Source organism: Psychrobacillus sp. FSL K6-1415 (assembly GCF_038003185.1).
Classification (GTDB): domain Bacteria; phylum Bacillota; class Bacilli; order Bacillales_A; family Planococcaceae; genus Psychrobacillus; species Psychrobacillus psychrodurans.
Genome location: NZ_JBBOOQ010000001.1, coordinates 1,795,346 through 1,820,465, shown reverse-complemented (window position 1 = coordinate 1,820,465; position 25,120 = coordinate 1,795,346). Strand labels below are relative to the sequence as shown.

Sequence of the window (25,120 nt, the reverse complement as noted above, 5' to 3'; positions counted from 1 at the left end):
GACCTGCTACTTTTTTGTTAAATATTGGACATGAGAGAAGAACATTGATACAGATGAATCTAATGATTCATTTGTGCTCGTATGCGTGCATTTTTTTTCTTAGTTTCCTTAAAGAGCTCCTCAAGTTGAACAAATGCAACATATTTTACCATATTCGATTCGACAAATATTATTCGTTCTATATAGTTTAGTGGAGCAGCTTCTGCTACCTCATTAAGAATTGCCATAAGAAGATCGATGCCCTTTCGCATTAGCTCAATGTTTTTTTTATCATTTGTTTTAATTGATACTAATAGCTCTTCGCGAATAAATTCCCATTCATCAAAATAACGTAGACTACTGAGTGACAATTTTATTCATCCTCTTCTTCCCTTCTCTACAAACCGAAAGTAGAGGGCATTCTGGGCAATTTGGATTTTGCGCTTTACAATGATAACGTCCAAAAAAGATTAATTGGTGATGGGTTTTGGACCATAATTCCATCGGCGTCTTTTTCATCAGTGTTTCTTCAACTTGAAGAACGGAATCCTTCCATCTACAAAGTCCCAAACGTTTAGAGACTCTCTCTACATGTGTGTCTACTGCAATCGCTGGAATATCAAATGCGACAGAAACTACTACATTTGCTGTTTTACGACCTACTCCTGGGAATGTTGTAAGTAAATCACGATTAGGTGGTACTTCGCCATCATATAATTCGATTAGCTGTTTACTAAGCGCTTGAATGTTTTTAGCTTTATTTCGATACAAACCAATCGAACGTATATCAGTCTGTAATTCTTCGATGGATACAGCTAAATAATCCTCTGGTTTTTTGTATTTTTGAAATAAGTTTTTTGTTACTTTATTCACTAACACATCTGTACATTGTGCTGATAGCAAAGTAGCGACTAATAATTCGAATGGATTCTCGTGAACCAACTCACAATGAGCATCTGGGAACATTCGCTCCATTTCATCCAAACAATATAACCACTGTACTTTTGTAAGCAAAATTTACACCTACTCTCTTTCTTCTAACCAGTTGTAAAAAGGAACTTTCAAACTGGAAGATGGTTGTTCCGATGTTTTTTGCACTGGAACATGCTGTCTAAATTGTGCAGACTGATTTTCAGCAGCTTCCACAGTTTTAATATTTTTCTTTTTCCAATCAAATAATATTCGATCTATATAGCGAAGACTCAATTTTTGTGAAAGTACTGCTTCCTTTAAGGCTAAGCGGATGAGTGACGCAGAATGCTTGTCTTGATCAAACCACATACCTATAGTCTCATATTCCATCGGGGATAATAATCGACCAAATTCTTGCTCGAATAATTTATATATATCCCCTTCTTCTTCCTTGCTACGAAGATCCTTCACATCATTTTGTTGTTGCTCCATATAATCTACTAGCAGCTCCCATAATTGATGGAATGCATAATATTCATAATGGATACCATTTTGATCTAAATGCTGCTCTATTTGAATTAACCCCTTTTGCATTAGGCGTTGTAAAATAGTTACTACTTTATCTTCACTAAAATAAGTACGTTCCACTAAATTTTGTGGGGTAGGAAAATGAATTCCTGCTTCTCCATAAGCGATTAAATGTAATAATAGAATTGCTTCTTCATCTCTTATATTAATCGCTTTATAATGACTAAAAAAAAGCTGGGAAATAGTTACATTCCCCTGCTCAGTCCAGATACGGAGTCGATCTCGCTTTTGCATTTTCGTACTCCTTTCTCTCTATATAATTTCTATTTTCTTATTATGGATACAAACGATTTAATAAACGTGGAAACGGAATAGACTCACGAACATGCTCTGCTCCACTAAACCATGCTACCGTACGCTCTAGTCCTAGTCCGAAACCAGAATGAGGTACAGAACCTTGTTTACGTAGCTCTAAATACCAAGCATACGCTGATTCATCTAGATTATGTTCTGCAATACGTTGCTTCATAAGGTCATAATCATGAATACGCTCAGAGCCACCAATAACCTCACCATAACCTTCAGGAGCGATTAAATCTGCACATAAAACTACATCATCACGTTCAGGATGTGGTTGCATGTAAAATGGCTTAATGCCTACTGGATAGTGTGTAATAAACACCGGTTTATCATAACTTTCTGCGATGGCAGTTTCATGAGGTGAACCAAAATCATCTCCCCATTCTATATCATCGAAGCCTTTTTCATGTAAGAACTTAATAGCATCATCATATGAAATACGTGGAAATGGTGCTTGAATATTTTCTAATTTCGAAGTATCTCGACCTAGGCGCTCTAATTCTAATGTACAGTTTTTCAATACTGATTGAGCAATAAATGAAACATACTGTTCTTGTACTTCTAAGCTTTCTTCAAATTCAACAAAAGCCATCTCCGGTTCAATCATCCAGAATTCAATTAAGTGACGACGTGTTTTAGATTTTTCTGCACGGAATGTAGGTCCGAAAGAAAATACCTTCCCTAGCGCCATAGCTGCTGCTTCCATATATAATTGACCTGATTGAGAAAGAAATGCATCCTCGTCAAAATATTTAGTATGGAACAATTCAGAAGTTCCTTCTGGTGATGAACCAGTTAAAATAGGTGGGTCCATTTTTACAAAGCCATTCTCATTAAAGAATTCATATGTAGAACGTATAATTTCATTACGAATTTTCATAATAGCATGCTGCTTTCTAGAGCGTAGCCATAAATGACGATTATCCATTAAAAACTCTGTACCATGTTCCTTAGGGGTAATAGGGAAATCTACCGCTGCATGAATTACTTCTATTTCTTTTACCTGAAGCTCATAACCGAAAGAAGAACGTTCATCTTTGATCACTTCACCAATTACATACATGGAAGTTTCTTGAGTTAGCCCTTTTGCAGTTTGAAAAATTTCTTCTCCAACTTCTTCTTTTACTACTACACCTTGTACAAATCCAGAACCATCACGTAATTGTAAAAATGCAATTTTACCACTTGAACGTTTATTCGCAAGCCAAGCACCCATTTTTACTGTTTCACCAGCGTGGTTGGACATATCTTTAATCATGATTTTTTTCATATTACCCTCCAAAAGTTTTGACTATAAGTTTGATATTCGCTTCCACCATTCCCCATTATCGAATAACAAGTATACATAATTGAGGTTGTCTTCTGCATTAACATAGGTTATTTCCCACACCGGTCCTATTTCTTCTACACCAAGTTTAGCATGTAATAGCTTACCGTCTTTAACATCCTTCATAGCTAGGTCCACAGCTTTCTGCTCCGATATACCTTCGTCTAAGCTCACTTCCATTATCTTTTCATCCGACTGCTTGTCTGGCAAAAAATACGCTTTTTCTTCTCCTTTAGCTGTCGTTCCAATTACCGTATGAAAAGTGGAAGTATTGTTATATACATAGGTCTTATCCACCTGAGCTAACAAATTGTTATCCAACGCATACGATTCTGCTTTTTCCGCTGAATCCGAGAATGGACTTTTTGCTTGAAAGTAAATTAATAAGCTTAATATTATAGTTAAACTTAATGCAAAAACTACAATAAATAATAACCATTTTTTAAGTGTCATCTTTATGTCCTATAAATGGTAAAAACAGCTTTATTTTCATCCTGCTTATCTAACGCTAGCCCAAACATTAAATCTTTCTCTTTTAAAGTTCGATTTAATACATCAACTATTTTATATAAGTCTGATTGGTAGTCGACTACAACAGTCGATAGCGTTTCAATTTTGTTTTCCATATTCCTACCTGCTTTCTAAAATCATCCTTCATTAGTATACCAATTTTCTAGCTCTAAGACCATATTTTCTAGCGATACTTTCTTAACAGGAATATTAGGAATTGCCTGTAAAAAGTCTTTCCCATATGATTTCGTCTCAATTCTTCTGTCTAAAACAATGAAAACTCCTTTATCTGCAGATGATCGGATTAAACGCCCGAATCCCTGTCTAAAACGTAACACTGCTTCCGGTAAAGAATAAGCAGAAAATGGGTTATGTCCATCTTTTGTTATTAAATCTGCCCTTTTTTTGAATAGAGGGTCATCTGGAGACGAGAACGGTAAACGGACCATAATAATCACTGATAATGCGTCACCAGGTACATCGACTCCCTCCCAAAAACTATTCGTCCCAAATAGAACTGATTTGGAGAAACGTTGGAATGATTTTAACAACCTCATCCTGCTACCAGAAGTCATTCCTTGTGCAAATAGCATATAGTCATCCAATAAATGAGTATCTTGTATTAATTCCACTGTTTTTCTAAGCATATCTTGGGAGGTAAATAAAACAAAGCATCGACCTTCCGAAACAAGGACTGTTTGTACTACTGCTTCTGCAACAGCTTCAATATAATCACTTTGCGATACCTGTTTAATATCGGGCATATTTTCTACTATCAGTAGCTCTGCCCCATTATAATAGTCGCTAGAGGCTTTATACTGAAAGATAGGTATTTCTGAATTTAATCCAAGCTGAGAAGTGATAAAATGCCTATTAGAAGGCACTGTTAACGTACCAGATGTCCAAATAACAGCTCCTACTTCACGGTGAGTCATAATTGCATTTTTAATATCATCTTTATAGTTAAGTGGTCGCTTAATAACAGTGAGGCTACCAGGAATACTTCTTGTATCAATCTCTAGCCATCTCGCCTCTGTTACTCTATTCTGTAAGAAAATCTCATCCCATTCACTAACTTTAATAGTCAATTCTCTTATCCAATACTGCCATTCATTGATGAATGACTGTATTGTTTCTTCTTCAATATGTTTACTGTACGATTCGATCATAGATTTAGTTGAGAAGATAAAAACCTGAATAGAATTAGCAACAGCACGGAAGATAGATTGATCTAGCTCAAGGTCTTCTAATGCAATCATTTTTTTAGTGCTCTTCCCGTTTCTTTTGCTTTTTTGAAGAAAGGCATCAATAACATACGATACAGCATGATCAAATTTTTCTATGGTTTCTACATATTGCTTTTCTAAACGAACTTGAACAGACAAAGGAACATTCAGAATTTCCAATTTTTGAAGTAACTGTTCGGTATCAAGGGTTCCAAATTGTCCTAACACGTATTTCCAATTAGTATATGAAAAAATACGTTCACCACGGGACATACTAGCATGAATCATTTGATGTGCCTCATCTATAATCATTGCACAACCAGAAGTAAGTATTGGTTGTTCCCTTTCTTGATCGGCCATAATCATCGCGTGATTGGTCACCAAAATATGGCAATCCTTACTTTTGCGAAGAGCTCTTTCATAAAAGTCATATTCCCCTACTTCTTTTAAATTCGATAGACTTCCTCGTCTAATTTTATCTATAAAAAGTTGGCCACCTCCAGAAACATTTAGTTCTGTAAGATCCCCATCTTCTGTTAAAGTCAACCACACTAATATTTGCATAATCGTAAACGTTTCATCGTATGACTCATCATCGAGTTGGACCTGCTGCCAAAAGCTATATAAATCAATATAATGATGCATGCCTTTTAGTGTTGCAACCTTTACATTCATGTTTAAAATCGTATTTATCTTTGGTATTTCCTCACTAACCAACTGATCTATCAGATGAGTTGTATATGTACTAATGACAACAGGTCTTTTCGTTTTGATAGAATAGAGAACAGCAGGTAATAAGTATCCTAATGTTTTACCTATTCCCGTTTCGGCTTCACACACTATTTCTGATTCATTAATAAGAGCTGTTTGAATTTGATCCATCAATTCAAATTGTCCCGCACGTTCTTCAAAGCTAGGAAAACCCTTACTAAATAACTCTACCTTCTCATCCTTTGTTTTAGGATATAAAAGTAATTCGGATACTTCCTCTATCTCCCTCAATATTTGTTTTATTGGTATTCCTCGGTAATTTAGATAGTTTTCTGATGTTAACTGTTTTCTTTTACTCACAAGTACATCAAAAAATAATATGGATAAATTAGATTTTAATTGAAAGGACCTCTTATGTAACAACTCAATAGTTTTAAGTGGTAACTTCATTAATTGATCAATACACTTTATCAATAAATGAGCAGTTGCAAGAGCATCATCATCCGCTCTATGAGCAGATTCCAAATCTATTTCTAACTCAACTGCGATATCCTGAAGCTTATAACTATAAAGGTTTGGAAACATTAATTTTGTGAATTCTACCGTATCCATTGTTTTACATACTAACTTCGGAAGTCCAACTCGTTTCAATTCTTTTTGAAGGAAGGGTAGGTCGAAGTTAATATTGTGCGCAACAAAGATATGATCCTGCAGCATTTCTAATACTTCCGCTCCAATGTCCTCAAATAATGGTGCATTTTGAACATCGCTATTAGCTATGTTCGTCAAATCCTGGATAAATAGAGGAATTGCCTTTTCCGGATTAATAAAAGACGTATATGTGTTTATAAATTTGTCATTTTCAATAAATACAATTGCAAGCTGAATAATACGGTCACCATTCGTCGATGAGTGCCCTGTTGTTTCAATATCGACAACTGCATATTTATGATTTTTCATCATTCCCCAACTCACAGTCCTTTTGTTCTAAAAAAATTGTACCACATTCACTTTCCAGTGACGAAACTTTTACTTTCGAATATACATCTCGAGCGTCTTTTTTGGCTTTGTTTTAAAGTAAGAACTTGGTAGAAAAGAAAAGATTGTTAAATCGTTATGACTCTGGTGTTCGGGTTTACAAATGTTGCACTGGTTATTTGTATTAAAATTTTGAAAGTCGTCACTTAAATCTATCGGATTTTTTGTCGAATAAGGGATAATTTGATGGTTGTGGAAGTGGGTATTATATGGAGAATATCCTTAATTGAACTAACAAAGTAGCTTCAATATTAACAAAATTGATACTTAGAAAGACGCTTTCTACTACAATCCTATAGTGAAAAAGCGTCTCCATGTTTTTAAAATCGCACTGCGCTGTATAAATTTGAGATATAATGAGAGGCATCTTCCGAATTATAATGTTCTCTGTTAGTTTCACAAACTTCTAACTACATACAAAAAGAAACAAGCAGGAATTGCAATAACGTTTATTCCAATTTATATCCATTTTTCTATGCATATTACCTTTTTAGCATCTGCATCTAATTTCACCTTTTTACCGATAGCTAATGGATGCATTGGATGAGTGTGGCAAGTATCGAATTCTGCTAAAATTGGAATATCTATTGTATCTAATTGTTCTTTCAACAAATCTAATGGCTGTTTTCCTGTTCCTAGATCATCATATTGTTCATGTTTACCTAAAATAATGCCCGCGACTTTATCAAAAACACCATGTAACTTAAGCATAGCAAAGTTTTTCTCAACAACAGCAGCATTTTTCATACAGTCCTCAATTAATAATATGTCACCATACTCAATTGTTGGAAAATAAGGAGAGCCAATAAATCCATACATCGCATTTACATTTCCTCCTATTAATCTACCTTCTGCTATTCCACTTTGCCCAGTTATCCACTCATTACGATAAAGAGTTTTTTCAGTCGTTTTTTCAAGCCAATTTACCGGCTCATCGGACCAATATGAAGGCATTGGCACTTCGTAAGGAAGTATATTTTCTTCCATGAAATATTGTTCAAAATAACGATATGTATCTTTTACAAGAGGATCAAATTCACCAAAAGAAGGAATAAGAGCAGGACCATAATATGTTGTTATACTTGTTTTTGCATAAAGAGCAAGCAATACAGCAGTCGCATCAGAGTACCCGACGATTAACTTTGGATTATCCTTAAATGCTTCATAATCAATATATGGTAACAAACTATTTGAATTTGTACCCCCAATAGTAGACATAATCATTTTAATATCGGAATCCCTTAATAATTTATTTAATTCTTCTGCTCGTGCTTTTGGAGAACCAGAACGATACGTATCTGATACTCCTGTCAGATTCCCTTCTACAATAACAAAACCTCTTTCTTCTATAAAAGCCTTAGCACGTTGAAAACGCTGATAGGCTGTAACAGTTGCAGGAGAAGATGGGGTAAATATCCCTATTTTATCTCCCTTTTTTAGCCTTTGGACCATTTTTTCACCCTACTTTCTATATGCTATTTTTAATTAGCAAGCATCAAATAATAATATTTTGCTTCTTGCAACAATCTACTTAAATCAAATGACGCTTTGAATGCGATATATATTGCAATACTCGCTCATATAGTTATAATTACTCCGCTATCTTTAAGCATTTTTCTATTTTCTTATAAATTGCCAGCGATGTTATAATCTTTATAATAAGAAAATCTACTTTTTCTAATTGATAAAATATGAGTTAGTTTAAGCCCCTAAATAATGTAAACAATGTGTGCAGCAGAAACACTGTTTAGTTTAGTATTTTATAGTGATAGCCAATGTACCCCATTCTTCTTCTTGTTCTGGTGTATATATGTCATATGTTCCTTCTAACATTTCCTTCATAGACCAACCCCCACAATCAAAGTCTTCAAACGAAATATTTCTATACATTTCTTCAAAAGTATCAAATATCCCTAAATTTGTAACTCGGACTTTTAATACTTCACTTTGTTCGGGCAACCTTATAAATTCGATTGTATCACCTATTTTAATTTCCCTTCTCTTCTTATCGTTTAAGCGTACCTCAACAATCTTCTTACCTTCTCTAATTGGTGTAAAATAATTTCCATATAGACCCATTTGATGTACCATTTCACTCACTACTAATTCACCCATCTTCCCTAATTTATTTCTCCATTCTCTTCAGTTTCCTTCCCTAACATGCCTATTTACTTTACTTCAATAAAAAATGCCATTCTACTTCTTGAAGAATAGCACCTGTTATATGTTCACGTATCATTAAATAAATCTCGCTACTTAAAGTGTTGTTGAGCTTGTATCATTCCTTTTATAAACATCCTTCTTCGTCATTATTATATTTAACTTTTCTGAACTCAGAAGCATTGCTACAACAAATATTACAATAGCAATTGGGAAAATTCCTATTGTTGACTGAGAGGCCATGAAACCAAGAAGTGGTGGCATGAAAGTTGTACCGGTATACGCAAGCGCCATTTGATAGCCCATAATTGTCTGTGAGTTTTTTTTCCCAAAACGTGTTGGTGTCTCATGCAACATACATGGAAATATTGGAGCTAAACCTAATCCAATAGTTATAAACCCAATAAGTGAGAAAACAGACGGCAATGGTAAAACTAAAATAATAGTACCAATCAAAGCTATTATTTGTCCCCACCGTATAAGCGTACGGTTAGTGATTTTATAAGTAATAAACCCAGTTATTAATCTACCAATAGTTATCCCTGCATAATAAAAAGAAATCCACCCAGCAGCAGTTACTACGCTCAACCCTTTGACATTTACTAAGAAACTGCTTCCCCAAAGACCAACTGTTGCTTCAACCCCACAATAAAAAAAGAAGGAAGAAAGTGCCAATTTAACTCCTTTAGTTTTTAGGGGTTTTATATTATTATCGCCTTCTTCAAGTTCAACTTTTAAGTCTTCACGCTCATCCTGTATTGTAATATCGCTCTTTCTGCTAACCTTTTTCCATATAGGCAAAGTGAAGAGAAGGATAATAACCAATGCAAACTGAACACCAGAAATAACCAAATACCCACTTCTCCAGGAATTGTCTTCTGAAATAAACTGTGCCATAGTAATTGGTCCCAGAGTTGCACCGACTCCCCAAAAACAATGTAACCAACTCATATGACGTGCCTTATAATTAGTAGCTACATAATCGTTTAAACCTGTATCAACAGCCCCTGCTCCTAGTCCAAGTGGAACAGCACATACAATTAACCAAACGATTGATGGAGCAAAATGAAATCCAAGCAAAGCTACAGCAGTCATTAGTACGCTAACAAATGTGACTTTTCCAGTCCCATAACGTTTAAGTACCCTTCCGCTAATCAGACTCGAGATAATTGTACCACCTGCTATTGTCATAAAAAGAACTCCTGCAGTTTCGAGTGGAGCTCCAAAGTCTGGCTGCATTACGGGCCATGCAGACCCCAACAAGGAATCTGGTAAACCTAAGCTGATAAAAGCCAAATAAATGATTATCAAAAGAAATGTTGCCATAATTCACCTCATCTACATTCTAAATATTTTTACTGAATTGTTTCATTTATAAGAAGATTAATTCCAAGACTTTGTAGTCCATATAAATAATCCTGCCTCCAATCACTTATAGTAAGGTTCGGAAGATGTTCTGGTGGTATATATTTAGAGCTTGCTATGGCAATTTTCTCTATAAATTCTTCATCTACTTCATCATTGCAAAAAATGATTGTATGTGGATTAATGATGGCTGTTAATGATGCTACTAAACTGCTGATCGGTTCGATCTGATAATCCATGGAAAAGGCTATATCATCATATTTAGGTCCATTTTCCAACGCTTGCCGGAAATTTTGATTATTATTTTGAGGTACAAAAGAAACCTCTCCTGCAAAAAATGTATTTCCTCGCACTACATTTCCATTTATCAACAATCCCGCACCGGGACCATTTTGACCGGAATACAAATATACGAGCGATTGATTGTCCTTAACTCCTCTATTTTGGTGATATCCAAGAACTGCAGCATTCATATCGTTTTCTACAACCACGGGTATAGAAAAATGATCCTCATAGAATCCTTTTACATCCAAATTTTGAAACTGCTCATATCCAGGTATATAAAAAATCCTCCCATTATCAACTGAACCAGGAACCCCTATTGCGATAGAATTAATTTTTGGATAATCACTCACTACTCTTTCAATGCACATAGTTAATAAATGCAAATCATTCTCCTCTAATACACTGGAAACATCTCCGCGTTCCTTTATTTCTCCCAAACAATTAAAAATGACATAATTGGTCTCGGCCTTTTCTAAGTAAATAGCAAGGCCGAGCATATACTCCGGATTGTACTTGTATCTTTTTGCCCTTCTCCCACCACTAGATTCATCTAAACCGACTGAAATAATTTCACCATTCATCTCCATCTGTGCAATGAACTTACTTATTGTTGGAAAACTAATTTCTAATCTTTCGCTGAGTTCTACTTTTGTTGCGCTATCAGATTCTAAAAGATATGTTCGAATATGAGAAAGAATTTCCTTCTTCATAGATTTTGGAGTAGTATTCACATACGTCACCTCCTACGAAATATACTTAGTAAAATACTTTAATAAGTACGGATAAATAACTTATTAAAAGCCTTTAATAAGTATTTCTCATAACATACCATATGAAAATATCAAAAACAATTAATTTATTTGATATTTCTGATTAATAAAATAATCTTATTATTTTTTACATTCAAATGAATATGTACTTGTGATATTATTATGGATTTTTAATATAACTTCACCACCAACTTCATAACAGCGTGTACTAGCTATATTTATTTCTGAAGTATTGAGATAACTAAATGCAATTATTAATGAAGTTACTACAAATAAAGTAATAACTAGTATCCAAAAAAATGCTGTAAAAAGTCTATTTTTATATATAATCATTGTTAGAAAACCTCCTATTTGAATAGAACCTATCTATCCTAACCTTTAATACGTTTAAATGTAATAGAGGTTCCAGTTTCTTTAGTCAATAATCCCTCTATAAATATTACTGATTAGTTACTAGATTAACATTATTTTCCAACATTCCTCTATTAAATAAAAAACCTATGAAAATATCATAAGAAGTATGATATGGTAAACTATCTACAACTAAAGATTAGAAGGTGAAGAAGTCCATGCTAGAAGTAAGTGAAAGTAAATTAACACAGTATGTAGTCCATTATGTAGGAGATACGCTTGTTTTGGGAGATGGGGTATTCTCTCAACCAGAGACTATGCTGGAAGCAGCTTTTACTCAATTAGCTTTTAACAAAATTGATTTAGAGCAGCAATACGAGTTTTTTCACGAATCAAATATAGGATTAAACGAAGTCTATACATTTGTAAATTCAATTTTTGATCAAGATAGCAGCTTTTATGAACAATCCAAGCATATTGCCAATCATTTAAAAAGTGTATCTCAGCACCCTAATATTAAAAACGGTGAATTGTTTATAGGATTATTCGATAACTGCTTATGGCATACAGAAGTGAAAAAGGTGATAGCCATCGTAAAAATCGATGAAAAAGAGATGTTTTTAGATGTAAAAAATGAACAAAACAAAATGATAGTGAACGGGATCGACGGTATTAATGTAAAAAAAATCAATAATATGGCTGTCATCATGGACATGGGACCAGACGTAGCACCTGCTGTTTTTATGAAAACGAAGAAAAAAGAAGATGTCGTATATTGGCAAGAGCGTTTTCTTAAGATTAAAGTAGCTGATGAACATTATCATAAAACAAATCTAGCATTAACAGAGTGTAAAAAATATATCATTAAAGAAGAAAACTACACAAACACGGAAAAATTGGGTTATTTGAATAAAACACTCGATTACTTTAGAAATGAAGAAGAATTCCAAGTAGATAGCTATATTGAAACAGTATTTGAAAAAACCGATTCAGTCCAAAAGGATATTATCGTCAATTCAGTAAAAGCTTATGAAACAGTTATTTCTGAGAGTGCTATTGCAAAAGCAGAAAAAACGTATAAACGTAAAATAAAACTAGATTCTAACATCGAGATTCAAGTAAATGTACGGGATATAGAACAAATCGATGAGCTGATTGAAGTTGGCTTTGATGAATCAACCAATCGGAAGTTTTATAAAATTTATTTCCAAGAAGAAATTTAAACTTTAAGACTCACTAAAATCTAATGAGTACAAGAAAGACTAGAAGAAAAGCCAGATCGAGGATATTAACTCGATCTGGCTCATTTTAAATAATTATACTTTTCCACTCTCTTTGCTTTACTCGCATACTAGATAAACTAAGTAATTGAAATGGAACTAGCTCGGATTATAAGTTACCAGAAAATCTAAAAAAACCCCTACCTAAAAAATCAATTTTCACTATCTTCATGAGTAGATCGATTCTTTTTCAAATTACATTACTGTAGCTTCAGGTTCGTAATGGATGATTTGATCGATAGAGTTATCTTGATTCATAATCGCAACTGTTGGCTTATGGGATTGTGCCTCTTCATTCATCACATATGCATACGATAAAATAATCACTATATCTCCACGTTGAACTAGACGTGCTGCTGCACCATTTACACAAATCACTCCACTTCCACGTTTACCTGAAATAATATATGTTTCAAAACGAGCTCCGTTATTGTTGTTAACGATATGCACTTTTTCGTTTGGTAACATACCAACAGCATCTAGTATATTTTGGTCGATTGTAATACTTCCAACATAATTTAAATCCGCTTCCGTCACAACTGCGCGGTGAATTTTACCATTTAACATCATACGTAGCATTTGTTACACATCCTTTTTCTTATATAAATTTCTTAAAAGCAAATGAAATCGGCTATTTAAGCTAAAATATTATCTATTAAACGAGCATTCTCAAAAAATACAGCTGTCGCAAATAAAATCTCCTTCGTTTCGCCAGTAACATTCTGCAAATCTGGATATGACAATGCCTCTAAATAATCAACTTTACCTGACGTATTACTTTCAATATGTTCTTTCCCTTTTGCAATTGCCAAAGTTAAATCATTTGTTTTTTCCCATGTTATTTTGGCTAACTGTAATGCTTGGTATAATTGAACTGCCTCATCACGTTCTTGAGCACTTAAAAATACATTACGGGAGCTTTTAGCAAGTCCGTCTGGTTCTCTCACTGTTGGTATACGTACTATTTGTACTGGAAAGTTGTACGCATTCACAAATGTCTCAATTATAGCTAGTTGCTGCGCATCCTTTTGTCCAAAATAGGCATTCGTAGCTTGAACAAGATTAAATAGCTTAGTAATTACCTTAAGTACTCCATCAAAATGACCTGGTCTGCTCTCCCCACATAGCTTTGTCGAAAGAACCCCCACATTTATGGTAATGCCGCTTTCAAAAGGATACATTTCACTAGCACTTGGTAGGAATAATATATCCACTCCTGCATCAGTCGCTAACTGTGTATCTCTTTCAATATCTCTTGGGTATCGGTCTAAGTCTTCATTTGGTCCAAATTGAGCAGGATTTACGAAAATACTTGCCACAACAATGTCATTATCGATTCTTGCCTTATTTAATAATGCGAGATGTCCTTCGTGCAAATAACCCATCGTTGGAACGAAGCCAATTGTTTTTTCTTTATTTAAAGTGATTATATTTTTAAGCTCATTTATCGTTTGTACTATTTGCATGATTGCCTCCATAAAGTGCGGAAAGTTGTTCTTCCTTCATCGTAAAGGAATGCTCTAGTGTAGGAAAAATACCACTTTTAACTTCCTCTACATATTGCTTTATTCCTTCTAAAATTGGTTCACCAACATTTGCATATTCCTTCACAAATTTAGGAATATGATGTGTACCGTATTTCACCATATCATGGAAAACTAACACTTGACCGTCAGCTGCTGGACCTGCTCCAATACCAATAGTCGGGATTGTTAAAGTTTTAGAAATTTGTTCTGTCAGTTGATGTGGAATACATTCTAAAACGACCGCACATGCTCCTGCTTTCTCACATAATTTTGCATCCTCTATTAGCTTTTCTGCAGCCGCTGCAGTTTTTCCTTGTACTTTATATCCACCTAGGACGCCCGCAGATTGAGGCAGCAAACCAAGATGAGCAATAACTGGAATACCTGCAAACGTCAGCTTTTCGATGACTGGTAATACATCATCCGCACCTTCTAGTTTCACAGCCTGTGCCCCTGTTTGTTGCACTAATTGTATTGCATTCGTTAGCGCTTGGTCTAATGTAGTATGAAACGTTCCAAAAGGCATATCTACAACTAGGAAAGTATCCTTCGCTCCACGTCTAACAGCTTTCCCATGATGAACCATGTCATTTATCGTTACGAAAACAGTAGTATCATAGCCAAGTACTACCATACCTAGTGAATCTCCCACAAGAATCATATCCATTCCTGCTTCTTCTGCAAATTTTGCAGTCGGAAAATCATAAGCTGTCATCATCGTAATTTTCTCATTGTTATTTTTCATACTTATAAAATTACTCGTCGTTTTCATACTATTATCCCTCCATTTGTTGTGAAGAGAAAACCATATAAAAACCCTTCTATTCCATTTGGACAGAAGGGCAGAAAAATTATGTTCATAGGTTTTCTCCGTCCCTGTCATGTAGATCAAGGCAGACTATTTAGTTAATAAGATTTTTCTAAAGGTGCAGTTCAATAAGATACTGCCCAACACATACAGAATAACAAAAAAATATGAATCCGTCCAAATTAATTTTTCCCTAGTAAATGGATATCTGCAGAATACACACCACGTATTTCACCACTATCCAACTTTATTTCTAAAACGCCATCATTTGTAATACCTAGGGCAACTCCCTCGAGGGTTTCTTGTAACGTAGTGGCACGTATGCGTTTCCCAATCGTACAGTTATGACTTTCCCAAAGAATTTTAATAGGTTTAAAGCCATTTTCTACATATAGCTCCCCATACTTTTCAAGATAGTAAAGTATTTTAGCTACTAATAATGAACGATCTATCTCTTCACCATTCTCTATTTTCAATGATGTAGCGGTTTTTTGAATGGATTCTTCAAATGCACTCAGTTCCTGATTTACATTAACTCCAATTCCTATAATTATGGAATGGACTATATCCATATCAGCCTGTAACTCGGTCAAAATACCTGTAACTTTTTTTCCGTTAATAAGAATATCGTTTGGCCATTTAATCTCCGGAGTAAGATTTGTCACCTCTTGAATTGCTTGTGTAATTGCTACGGCAGAAACAAGTGTGAATTGAGCAGCGAACTGGGGACTAATTGCTGGACGAATAATAACACTCATCCATATACCTTTATTTGCAGTTGAGTTCCAGCTTCGATCTAATCTTCCTCTTCCATCAGTTTGTTCCTCTGCAATGACAACTGTACCATGTGGGGCAGCTTCACGTGCTTTGTCAGCCGCAATAATTTGAGTAGATTCGCAAGTTGTATAATAGTCTATTGTTCTTCCTAATTGCTTCGTATTCAGATTAGGAATGATTTGCTCTGGAGTAACTAAATCAGGTATAGACTGTAGTACATAGCCTTTCTTTTTGATGGCTTCAATAACATAGCCATCCTCTTCAATACTTTTCAAATGCTTCCAGATCATGGTCCGTGAGATATGTAATTCATCAGCAAGCTTCTGACCAGAGACCGGTTCACCCTTTGCATTTATTAGTTGAGATAGAATTTTTTCTTTAATGGAGATATTCACGAGAAAACCATTCCTTTATATCATGTCTGTCATTTTTTATTTGACCATTGACTATCATGCTTGTTAATATGTCTAATACTTCTTTTATCCATGGACCTCTTTTTTTGTTTGCCCATTGCATAAAGTCATTTCCGTTTACAACTATATCTTTTTTGGAGTTAATCGGAATAGCACGTTTTTGAAGCAAAAATTCCTCAAGCGGAAGAGCTATACAGTTTGAAAGAATGGATTTTCCATAGTGATACGCTACCCTTAAAACTTCATCACTATATTGAAATAATTCATCAACCGTCCAAGCGCCATTTAACAAATTATGAACTGCTTGAATAACATTTTTAACATGCTTTTTCTCATCATTTGAACATTTATAATGATTTAATAGCTCATTAATATCATTTTCCTCTATCGACTGAATGAGTACAAAGAATGCCCACCCATTTGCTTTAAGATTAAAACTAGAGAAGTTGACCCAACTCTGTAAATTTCTTTCCCAATCTCCCGGAAAAATGCTCGATAATCCACTGTCTACAAAAAGTTTCATGCCTTTGTATGGAAACTCACTTAGCCATATTTTTTCCAGCTCGACTTTCACTCTTTCAATGGAAACATGTCCAATAAGTGCATGCAAGGAACGGATTGCATTAAACGTCTCAGAATCAAGTGTAAAATTTAACTGTGCCGAGAACCTAACTGCTCTAAGCATTCGCAATGCATCTTCTGAAAATCTTAACTGAGGATTACCAACTGCTTGAATTATTCCTGCCTCGATAGCTTGTCTTCCTCCAAAATAATCGACTAACTCATCTTCTTTTGTTAATGCCATCGCATTTATCGTAAAGTCTCGTCTTTGAAGATCCTCTGTTAACGTATGAACAAATTTAACTCCATCTGGTCTTCTAAAATCTGAGTATGTCGATTCAGATCTATAAGTAGTTACTTCAATTGGCTCGTCCAATACAACTAATACAGTACCATGTTCAATTCCAACATCAATCGTATGAGTAAATATCTTTTTGACTTCATCCGGTGTGGCGTTTGTGGTAATATCCACGTCGTTTACTGGAGCGTTACGTATAAAGTCTCGGACAGCACCTCCCACTACAAATGCTTCGAAACCTGCTTGTTCCAGTTCATCAATTATTTTATAAGCTGCTGGCCACCGATTTTTCATAACGCTATTTTCTCGCCACTCTTTCATACATCTCTTCATACTGCGCCACAATACTTTGGGAACTGAATCGATCTTGTATAATCTCAAATGATCTATCTACTATTTGTTTATGTAATGTTGGGTTTTGTAAAATTTCCACACCATATTCCGCTACCTTTTTCCAATCTCCTAATTCAACGATATATCCATTTTCCCCATTTGTAATAACCTCAGGAATCCCACCGACATTTGTTCCAATACATGGTACACCGCATGCCATTGCTTCTAATAGCACTAAACCAAATGACTCTTTTTCAGAAAGTAATAGCATAAGATCTGAAATTGCATATAGTTCAGATAAACTTTCCTGTTTTCCTAAAAACAGTACATCCTTTTCGACGGAGGTGCCTTTAATGGACTCCATAATAGGATGTTTTTCAGGACCATCTCCTACCAACAAAAGTTTAGCTGGAACATCCTGGTGAATAAGTTTAAAGCTTTCCACTATATCAGGTATATGCTTCACTTTTCTAAAGTTAGAAACATGAATAACTACTTTTTCAGCAGGTTTGATACCTAATAATTCTTTTAGATTACCAGGATCTTTTTTAGTATATTCTCGTTCATCTATAAAATTATATATCGTATCAATTTCTTTATTCGGGGTTATTAAATCCATTGTTTCTTGAGCAAGGGAGTTAGATACCGCAGTAACTACATCCGATTTTTCTATCCCATATTTAATCGCACCTTTTAGCGACGAATCATATCCTAGCACTGTTATATCTGTTCCATGTAAAGTTGTAACAATGCCAATATCTGAATTTGCCATATTTTTTGCCAAAATAGCACACACTGCATGAGGAATAGCATAATGGACATGTAACACATCTAATTGTTGTTCAACAATTACCTCTGCCATTTTATTGGCTAATGCAATATCATATGGAGCATATTGAAAAACAGAATAGCTATTCACTTCCACTTGATGGAATGTTATTGTCGGATATACTTTATTTAATCTGAAAGGGATCCCTGATGTGATGAAATGTATTTCATGCCCTTTTGCAGCAAGCATCTTCCCTAGTTCTGTTGCAATTACACCTGATCCACCTACTGTTGGATAGCATGTAATACCTATTTTCAATTTACGCACTTAACCACTTCCTTAACGTGAACGTCTCTCTTCCAATAAACGCCAATCTAAAAAACCTTGTTCTATTCCTTTTAACAGTATTTCAGCTGTTCCCATATTTGTTGCAAGTGGAATCTGATATACATCACAAAGTCGAATGAGTGCAGTTACATCTGGCTCATGAGGTTGAGCTGTAAGCGGATCCCGGAAAAATATGACCATATCCATTTCGTTATTTGCAATTGCAGAACCTATTTGTTGATCTCCACCTAGCGGTCCTGATTTATATCTAAATATTTTTAAGCCAACTTCATCCATAATTCTAGTACCTGTTGTTCCGGTAGCATATAAGTCATGCTCCTCTAATATCGATTTAAAGGCAGTTACAAACTGTATTAAATCTTCTTTTTTCTGATCATGTGCTACTAATGCAATTCTCATCTTTTACCTCCTATAAAATAATATCCTCTAAACCGTAAGTCAGTATATTACGTTTCATAACTTCTTCGATGGACAGTACAATTCCAGACATAAAGGAAGCACGGTCAAAAGAATCATGGCGTAGAGTTAGCAATTGACCTTCTCCCCCAAGTAGTACCTGTTGATGTGCAACTAAACCAGGTAATCGGACACTATGTATATGCATGCCATCCATATTTGCTCCTCTTGCGCCCTGAATTGTCTCTTCCTCCTCGGGATGACCTTGTTCCATTGAAGTACGTGTTTGTTGAATCATTTGAGCCGTCTTAATAGCTGTTCCTGAAGGGGCATCTACCTTTTGATCGTGATGCATCTCGATAATCTCTACATTAGGTAAATATTTTGCAGCTGTTTGTGCAAACTTCATCATAAGGACAGCACCAATAGAAAAATTAGGGGCAATAATACATCCTACCTGTCTTTCTTCTACTTTGTTACGTAATGTATCTAATTGTAAATCAGTAAAGCCAGTTGTACCAATAACTGGTCTTACACCATATTCAAGTGCTGTCATAGCATGTTCAAAAACAGCTGAAGGAACAGTCAAATCGACTAATACATCAGGCTCTGTCTGCTCGATCAATAAATTTAAAGATGTGAAAATGGGAATATTATCTCCTAAGCACTCCATATCTTTTTTAGAATCTAAAACCGATACTAATAAAAAATTCTCGTTCTTTATAACCGTTGCTACTGCTTCTTTTCCCATTTTACCCCTAGGGCCAGCTATCGCTACTTTAATGACCATTATTAGTCCTCCTTGATCGTCCATCTATCTTTGTCTCTTGTATTGTATTTGTTTAAGACTTGCTCTAGTGACTGCTGAAGATCTATACCTTCCGTATTTGCCAAACACATTAGTACAAAAAAGAAATCTCCCATTTCATCAGCAATTTCTTTTTCCACTTCTGTAGGTTTCTTTTTCTTTGTCCCATACTTATGTTGAACCTCCCTAGAGAGCTCCCCTAATTCTTCAGTAAGTCTTGCTAATAGCTCCATAGGTGGAAAGTAACCTTCTTTAAATTGATTTATATATGTATCTACCTCTAGTTGTAATTCGGACAACGTTTTTTTCTCTTCCATTGTTTATCCCTCCTATATCCTAATAAAAATATCAGCTAGTTGTCAAAAGCATCGAAATAATCGATAATAACTTTAGTATGAACTAATAAGTGAGGTGGAACAATGGGACTTGGGCTTAAATTTAAAAATATTGTAATGATTATTTTGGGAGCAGCCATTTATAGTTTTGGCTTTGTTCATTTTAATATGCAAAACGAACTTGGAGAGGGTGGATTTTCTGGTATTACTCTCGTTTTATATTTTGCATTCAACTGGGATGTAGCCTTGATGAACCTTTTATTAAATATACCAATGTTCATCATAGGTTGGAAGCTGCTCGGCCGGAAAATGTTTGCTTATACATTAATAGGGACCATTTCAGTATCTGTATTTTTAAAGATATTTAATATTTATGAATTCCAGTTAGGATTAGAAGATGACCTGTTTCTCGTATCACTATTTGCTGGCGTTTTTGTAGGATTAGGTTTAGGAATTATTTTCAAATATGGAGGTACAACTGGAGGCGTAGATATTATCGCTCGTCTTGTATTTAAATACAAGGGATGGAGCATGGGTAAAACTATGTTTATCTTCGATGCATTTGTCATTTTATTATCTTGGGCAACTTTCTTAAATGAGCGTTCTATGATGTATACCCTAGTAGCCGTATATGTAGGTGCAAGAGTCATTGACTTTGTTCAAGAAGGAGCTTATTCTGCTAGAGGTGCATTTATCATTTCAGAAAGACAAAATGAAATTGCAGATCTGATTACCAATAAGTTATCTCGCGGAGTAACTATATTAAATGGTCATGGACATTTTACAAAAAGTAGTCGTGAAGTAATCTATTGTGTTGTAGCTAAAAACCAGATAAGTGTGCTGAAATCAGTTATTAGCTCAGTTGATCCACATGCATTTGTTTCTATTACAGAAGTAAAAGATGTAATGGGTGAAGGTTTCACATTAGATGATGAGAAAAATCCGATAGAATAGTTTTAAGGGATTATTCAAGTATTTTACTTGGGTGATCCTTTTTCTAACTATGCGTTCCACTGCAATTTAAAAAGATTTTACATACATAGCGGTTTTTTTAATGCGCCATTTATTTGCTTCCTCTAGAGACTTATTCGCTTTCTCTTATCAGTTACTTTCACATCTTCTTCAAATACTTGCTCCATAGAATGATTTACTTGCGGAAAAGGAAAATTCCTCCTTAATTTTTTATCTAAAGTTATAATAAATCGGGTAAAAAGACGCCTGAACGTCTTCAACAGAAGTCTAGATATGCCGTTAATTTCCGCAGCTAAACGAAGGATTGAGACATGCCCTCGGAAAGCATCGAGAACCCAATGTTTACGGAACACTAAAAAAAATGAAGAGGATGACTACTGTCATCGCCCTCCATTCTTTTAAATACTCTTAATCATTCCGAGTCATTCCAGTATAGATCAATACTAAACGTAACAACTCTAAAACAGCGACTGCGGCTGCAGCAACATAGGTTAATGCGGCTGCATTTAATACTTTTTTCGCATGAGGTTCTTCCTCATTGCGAATAATGCCGTGAGACACCATTTGGTTCATAGCTCGGTTTGAAGCGTTAAATTCCACTGGTAACGTAACGATTTGGAATACAACACCAGCAGCTAACAACACAATCCCTATTAATAAAAGATTTGAGAAGCTAGCTAGCATACCTATCATAATGAATATCCAGGAAGCATTAGAAGAAATATTAGCAACTGGTACTAATTTGTGTCGTAAACTTAAAAATGAATATGATTCTTTGTGCTGAATAGCATGACCAACCTCATGTGCTGCAATCGCAGAACCTGCAACAGATGCTTCATGAAAGTTGTGAGAAGATAATGCTACTATTTTTGTCATTGGATTGTAGTGATCACTTAAAAATCCTCTGCTTTCAACAACTTGAACATCATTCAAACCATTTGCATCAAGAATTGTTCTTGCTACTTGAGCACCTGTCATTCCTGAAGTAGAACGAACTTTTGAATACTTTTTATACGTTCTTTTAACTTTCATTTGTGCATACAAAGGCAATAATAAAATTATCGCAAAGTATATGAGATAAGAAACCAAGTTTCTTTTCCCCCTCTCTAATCTATACTATTTATTTTAATAGGAATAATAAAGACATTCAACTAATAAGCTTTGACCTTTTTTGATATATGAAAGATGCTAAAGAAATACAAGCAATGGATAGCCAGAATGTAAAGTAACCAATCTGATCAGCATATTTGTATAAACTGCTATAAACTGGCATTTGATCAAATACATAATCTATTACATCATTATGTAATGTCCAAACAGCAGCAATAAATATATGTATCCAAGTAAAGCGATAATAAGGAATGTATAATATAGCTTGGATTGCCATTGCAAAATGTGATGCAACAAGCATCCATCCCATCCAACCGAGATAATCATTTTCCACATATGTCCAAATATTCATCACTACTGCCCATAATCCATATTTTACAAGCGTGATTAATGCTAAAGCTTCTATTAACTTCCAATTTTTCTTAAACAGCCATGCGAACAAGGCAATTGTAAAAAATAAACTTGCTGTCGGACTGTCGGGCACGAATAGGAGAAACTTAGCTTCTGTTTGGGACAGCTGCCCTTCATACCAATAGTAACCATAGATGGTACCAAATAGGTTTACTATGAACAATAGCCACATAAATGTTTTGTTAAAGAGAACCATCTTTGTGTACAGTAGCAATTCTTTCATTTATCTGGGCTCCTTTTTAATATGAAAAAAAGAGAGCCAGTTTCCTGACTCTCTTCATTTGTTAATATTATTCTGCTGGTTGAAGTGTTGTAATAAACTCAGCTAGTTTTTGTAATTCTTCTTCAGTACCTGTGTAAGTTCCACCAGGCATACCGCCTCTACCTTCATGAGCGATTTCTACGATTTCCTCAGCAGTCATGTCTAAACCTGCTAATGGTAAACCAATACCGCCCTCAAAGGAGTTACCGTGACACCCAATACATGAAGAAGCCTGGTAAAGTTGATAACCCTCTGAGGTTTCATCATATTCAACAGAAACTTCTTCTTTAATTTCACCGTAAGCTTTAGCAGCTTCCCAGTCATGGTTTACAACAGATTCCCATGTTAAGAAAATAATTGAAGCAATTGCAAGAAGCATGAATCCTGTCGGTAATGGACGTTTCCATGGGCTTCTTTCTTTACTTGTATCTAAAAATGGTACTAATAATAGCGCTCCGAAAGCCAATCCTGGCATAACGATTGCTCCAATAATATTATACGGTCCAGAAGCAAATTCATATTTTAATAATTGGTATAAAAATAAGAAATACCAGTCTGGTACTGGAATATAACCTGTGTCAGCTGGATCAGCTGGGCGTTCAAGTGGCGATGGATGTGCAACTGTTAATACCAAATAACCAACTAAGAAAACCGCACCGACTAACCATTCTTTCAGTAAAAAGTCAGGCCAGAAAGCTTCTGTTTTACCTGGATACTCTGAATAGTCCTTTGGAGTGTTTTTCTTACGATTAGAAAGATCTGGTACACGTGAGTCTCCAACAAATTTCATGCCTTTTCCGCGATGCATAATGTCCCCTCCTTGTTAAGAATTATCTGTACCACTTACCCATTATAGTGGTCCAGAAATACCTTGACGACGAATCATGATAAAGTGAGCTGCAAGTAATCCAAATAAAGCAGCCGGCAAGAAGAACACATGAATCGCAAAGAATCTTGTTAATGTTTGTGCACCGATGATTGTTTCATCACCAGCTAAAAGTGTTTTAATTATTCCACCAATAAATGGAACAGATGCTGCAATTTCAATACCAACCTTCGTTGCGAACAATGCTTTCATGTCCCAAGGAAGTAGGTAACCTGTAAATCCTAAACCTAACATAACGGCGAAGATTAATACTCCGACCATCCAGTTTAGTTCACGAGGTTTTTTATAAGAACCAGTAAAGAATACACGTAATGTATGTAAGAACATCATAACAATTACAAGTGATGCTCCCCAGTGATGCATCCCACGCACTATTTCACCGAATGCTACTTCATTTTGAAGATAGTAAACAGATTCCCATGCATTTTCAATATCCGGTACATAATACATAGTTAAGAACATACCTGAAAGAATTTGAATTACTGTGATGAAAAATGTTAATCCACCGAAACAGTATACAAATGCAGAGAAATGGTGTGCAGGGTTTACGTGTTCTGGTACTTCATGGTCTGCAATATCACGCCATATTGGTGTAATATCTAGACGTTCATCCACCCAATCATAGATTTTATTAAGCACTGATGTCGTACCCCCTTACTTTAAACTAATGTGTTAGGAATAGCTTTCCCAATTTCTAAGAACCCGTCATTTTCACGAACTTCATATTGATCCAACGGACCTAGAGGTGGTGTTTTTGGAACATTTTTACCGTTTTTCTCATAACGACCCGCGTGACATGGACAGAAGAACTGATTTTTGTGAGCTGGGTCTGCTTCCCAGTTTACTGTACAACCCAAATGCTTACATACAGGAGATAGTGCGATAATTTCATCGCCTTCTTTGTATACCCAAGCAGAATTGGTAATATCAGACTTGTACCATGCATCCACTTGTTCAAAAGTGAAATCAACACGTTCTGGAACTTCCGTAATATCGGCAATTTTCTTCTCCGTTAGTACAAAATCTCCGCCTTCTTTTTTCTGCAATACAGGATCAACTGCAAATCGTACCATTGGCATAAGCATTCCAGCTGCCATAAATCCGCCAACACCTGTTAAAGTGTAACTTAAAAATTGACGTCTTGATACTTTATTGTTACTCATCCTTTTCCCCCCTCTTACTTAAAGGTCAGTCCAATGGACATACTTGCTTGAATAATAATACTAGGACATATACATGATATATCAATAAAAAAGGAAGGTCAATAATCGATTTCCTCGAATTATAAACTTTATAGACAAATCA

General features: G+C 35.2%; 28 protein-coding genes. 2 read left to right on the top strand and 26 right to left on the bottom strand.

Going from position 1 to position 25,120, the window contains the following annotated elements; genetic code table 11:
• Nucleotides 1-59: 59 nt before the first annotated feature.
• The 12 genes from MKY60_RS08505 to MKY60_RS08450 all read right to left on the bottom strand — a co-directional run bounded on the left by MKY60_RS08505 (nt 60) and on the right by MKY60_RS08450 (nt 11,504).
• Nucleotides 60-350, bottom strand: a complete 291-nt coding sequence (locus tag MKY60_RS08505) for a YpoC family protein (RefSeq protein ID WP_093494679.1) — start codon at nt 348-350, stop codon at nt 60-62.
• On the bottom strand, nt 337-993 hold the full coding sequence (nth, locus tag MKY60_RS08500) for an endonuclease III (RefSeq protein WP_093494678.1): 657 nt from the start codon (nt 991-993) through the stop codon (nt 337-339). Before nth ends, MKY60_RS08505 begins: the two co-directional genes overlap by 14 nt.
• Nucleotides 994-1,002: 9 nt before the next feature.
• Complete coding sequence (locus tag MKY60_RS08495; protein ID WP_241598837.1) at nt 1,003-1,713, bottom strand: DnaD domain-containing protein; 711 nt, start codon at nt 1,711-1,713, stop codon at nt 1,003-1,005.
• A gap of 40 nt (nt 1,714-1,753) precedes the next feature.
• Nucleotides 1,754-3,049 (bottom strand): asparagine--tRNA ligase, encoded by a 1,296-nt coding sequence (gene asnS / locus MKY60_RS08490; protein ID WP_340879506.1) that lies wholly within the window; start codon nt 3,047-3,049, stop codon nt 1,754-1,756.
• A 21-nt stretch (nt 3,050-3,070) separates the two neighbouring features.
• Nucleotides 3,071-3,559 carry a cell wall elongation regulator TseB-like domain-containing protein gene (locus MKY60_RS08485; RefSeq protein ID WP_093494675.1) on the bottom strand — a complete coding sequence of 163 codons (489 nt, stop codon included), beginning with the start codon at nt 3,557-3,559 and terminating at the stop codon, nt 3,071-3,073.
• A 2-nt stretch (nt 3,560-3,561) separates the two neighbouring features.
• Entirely contained in the window at nt 3,562-3,732 is a 171-nt protein-coding gene (locus tag MKY60_RS08480; protein ID WP_241598831.1) for a YpmA family protein, read from the bottom strand.
• 21 nt (nt 3,733-3,753) lie between these two features.
• A complete protein-coding gene (gene dinG / locus MKY60_RS08475; RefSeq protein ID WP_340929491.1) occupies nt 3,754-6,516 on the bottom strand; it encodes an ATP-dependent DNA helicase DinG in 2,763 nt (920 codons plus the stop codon).
• 534 nt (nt 6,517-7,050) lie between these two features.
• Nucleotides 7,051-8,043: a S66 family peptidase gene (locus MKY60_RS08470; protein WP_340929489.1), complete on the bottom strand. Its 993-nt coding sequence runs from the start codon at nt 8,041-8,043 to the stop codon at nt 7,051-7,053.
• 300 nt (nt 8,044-8,343) lie between these two features.
• Nucleotides 8,344-8,682, bottom strand: a complete 339-nt coding sequence (locus tag MKY60_RS08465; RefSeq protein ID WP_340931078.1) for an ASCH domain-containing protein — start codon at nt 8,680-8,682, stop codon at nt 8,344-8,346.
• A 165-nt stretch (nt 8,683-8,847) separates the two neighbouring features.
• Nucleotides 8,848-10,077 (bottom strand): MFS transporter, encoded by a 1,230-nt coding sequence (locus MKY60_RS08460; RefSeq protein ID WP_340929488.1) that lies wholly within the window; start codon nt 10,075-10,077, stop codon nt 8,848-8,850.
• A gap of 29 nt (nt 10,078-10,106) precedes the next feature.
• Nucleotides 10,107-11,111: an ROK family transcriptional regulator gene (locus tag MKY60_RS08455; RefSeq protein WP_340931077.1), complete on the bottom strand. Its 1,005-nt coding sequence runs from the start codon at nt 11,109-11,111 to the stop codon at nt 10,107-10,109.
• Between the two features lie 180 nt (nt 11,112-11,291).
• Entirely contained in the window at nt 11,292-11,504 is a 213-nt protein-coding gene (locus MKY60_RS08450; protein ID WP_241598824.1) for a hypothetical protein, read from the bottom strand.
• A gap of 236 nt (nt 11,505-11,740) precedes the next feature.
• Here MKY60_RS08450 and MKY60_RS08445 point away from each other — a divergent pair, with 236 nt between their 5' ends.
• On the top strand, nt 11,741-12,745 hold the full coding sequence (locus tag MKY60_RS08445) for a nucleoid-associated protein (protein WP_340929485.1): 1,005 nt from the start codon (nt 11,741-11,743) through the stop codon (nt 12,743-12,745).
• A 252-nt stretch (nt 12,746-12,997) separates the two neighbouring features.
• Here the strand turns inward: MKY60_RS08445 and panD are convergent, their stop codons facing one another.
• The 9 genes from panD to MKY60_RS08400 all read right to left on the bottom strand — a co-directional run bounded on the left by panD (nt 12,998) and on the right by MKY60_RS08400 (nt 20,156).
• The gene (panD, locus tag MKY60_RS08440) at nt 12,998-13,381 is read right to left on the bottom strand and encodes an aspartate 1-decarboxylase (RefSeq protein ID WP_090561723.1); all 384 of its coding nucleotides are present in this window, start codon (nt 13,379-13,381) and stop codon (nt 12,998-13,000) included.
• Between the two features lie 56 nt (nt 13,382-13,437).
• Nucleotides 13,438-14,268, bottom strand: coding sequence for a pantoate--beta-alanine ligase (gene panC / locus MKY60_RS08435; RefSeq protein WP_340929483.1), 831 nt, complete (start codon nt 14,266-14,268; stop codon nt 13,438-13,440).
• A complete protein-coding gene (gene panB, locus MKY60_RS08430) occupies nt 14,243-15,100 on the bottom strand; it encodes a 3-methyl-2-oxobutanoate hydroxymethyltransferase (RefSeq protein WP_340879490.1) in 858 nt (285 codons plus the stop codon). Before panB ends, panC begins: the two co-directional genes overlap by 26 nt.
• Nucleotides 15,101-15,318: 218 nt before the next feature.
• On the bottom strand, nt 15,319-16,308 hold the full coding sequence (locus tag MKY60_RS08425; RefSeq protein ID WP_340879488.1) for a biotin--[acetyl-CoA-carboxylase] ligase: 990 nt from the start codon (nt 16,306-16,308) through the stop codon (nt 15,319-15,321).
• Nucleotides 16,292-17,506, bottom strand: a complete 1,215-nt coding sequence (locus tag MKY60_RS08420) for a CCA tRNA nucleotidyltransferase (RefSeq protein ID WP_340929481.1) — start codon at nt 17,504-17,506, stop codon at nt 16,292-16,294. Before MKY60_RS08420 ends, MKY60_RS08425 begins: the two co-directional genes overlap by 17 nt.
• Nucleotides 17,484-18,614 (bottom strand): N-acetyl-alpha-D-glucosaminyl L-malate synthase BshA, encoded by a 1,131-nt coding sequence (gene bshA, locus MKY60_RS08415; protein ID WP_093494666.1) that lies wholly within the window; start codon nt 18,612-18,614, stop codon nt 17,484-17,486. The genes MKY60_RS08420 and bshA overlap by 23 nt, the downstream gene beginning before the upstream one ends.
• Before the next feature lie 12 nt (nt 18,615-18,626).
• On the bottom strand, nt 18,627-19,034 hold the full coding sequence (mgsA, locus tag MKY60_RS08410; RefSeq protein ID WP_090561735.1) for a methylglyoxal synthase: 408 nt from the start codon (nt 19,032-19,034) through the stop codon (nt 18,627-18,629).
• A gap of 10 nt (nt 19,035-19,044) precedes the next feature.
• Nucleotides 19,045-19,821: a 4-hydroxy-tetrahydrodipicolinate reductase gene (dapB, locus tag MKY60_RS08405; RefSeq protein ID WP_090561737.1), complete on the bottom strand. Its 777-nt coding sequence runs from the start codon at nt 19,819-19,821 to the stop codon at nt 19,045-19,047.
• 2 nt (nt 19,822-19,823) lie between these two features.
• Complete coding sequence (locus MKY60_RS08400; RefSeq protein WP_340929479.1) at nt 19,824-20,156, bottom strand: nucleotide pyrophosphohydrolase; 333 nt, start codon at nt 20,154-20,156, stop codon at nt 19,824-19,826.
• A 102-nt stretch (nt 20,157-20,258) separates the two neighbouring features.
• Here MKY60_RS08400 and MKY60_RS08395 point away from each other — a divergent pair, with 102 nt between their 5' ends.
• Nucleotides 20,259-21,128, top strand: coding sequence for a YitT family protein (locus MKY60_RS08395; protein ID WP_241598817.1), 870 nt, complete (start codon nt 20,259-20,261; stop codon nt 21,126-21,128).
• 426 nt (nt 21,129-21,554) lie between these two features.
• On the opposite strand, the gene MKY60_RS08390 is transcribed toward MKY60_RS08395, so the two are convergent.
• From MKY60_RS08390 to MKY60_RS08370, 5 genes are all read right to left on the bottom strand, one after another.
• Nucleotides 21,555-22,235: a zinc metallopeptidase gene (locus MKY60_RS08390; protein ID WP_090561743.1), complete on the bottom strand. Its 681-nt coding sequence runs from the start codon at nt 22,233-22,235 to the stop codon at nt 21,555-21,557.
• A 58-nt stretch (nt 22,236-22,293) separates the two neighbouring features.
• Nucleotides 22,294-22,890, bottom strand: coding sequence for a DUF1405 domain-containing protein (locus MKY60_RS08385; protein WP_093494662.1), 597 nt, complete (start codon nt 22,888-22,890; stop codon nt 22,294-22,296).
• Between the two features lie 67 nt (nt 22,891-22,957).
• A complete protein-coding gene (locus MKY60_RS08380) occupies nt 22,958-23,737 on the bottom strand; it encodes a menaquinol-cytochrome c reductase cytochrome b/c subunit (protein WP_090561748.1) in 780 nt (259 codons plus the stop codon).
• A gap of 42 nt (nt 23,738-23,779) precedes the next feature.
• On the bottom strand, nt 23,780-24,454 hold the full coding sequence (gene qcrB, locus MKY60_RS08375) for a menaquinol-cytochrome c reductase cytochrome b subunit (RefSeq protein WP_090561750.1): 675 nt from the start codon (nt 24,452-24,454) through the stop codon (nt 23,780-23,782).
• 20 nt (nt 24,455-24,474) lie between these two features.
• The gene (locus MKY60_RS08370) at nt 24,475-24,978 is read right to left on the bottom strand and encodes a QcrA and Rieske domain-containing protein (protein ID WP_093494661.1); all 504 of its coding nucleotides are present in this window, start codon (nt 24,976-24,978) and stop codon (nt 24,475-24,477) included.
• Nucleotides 24,979-25,120: the final 142 nt, after the last annotated feature.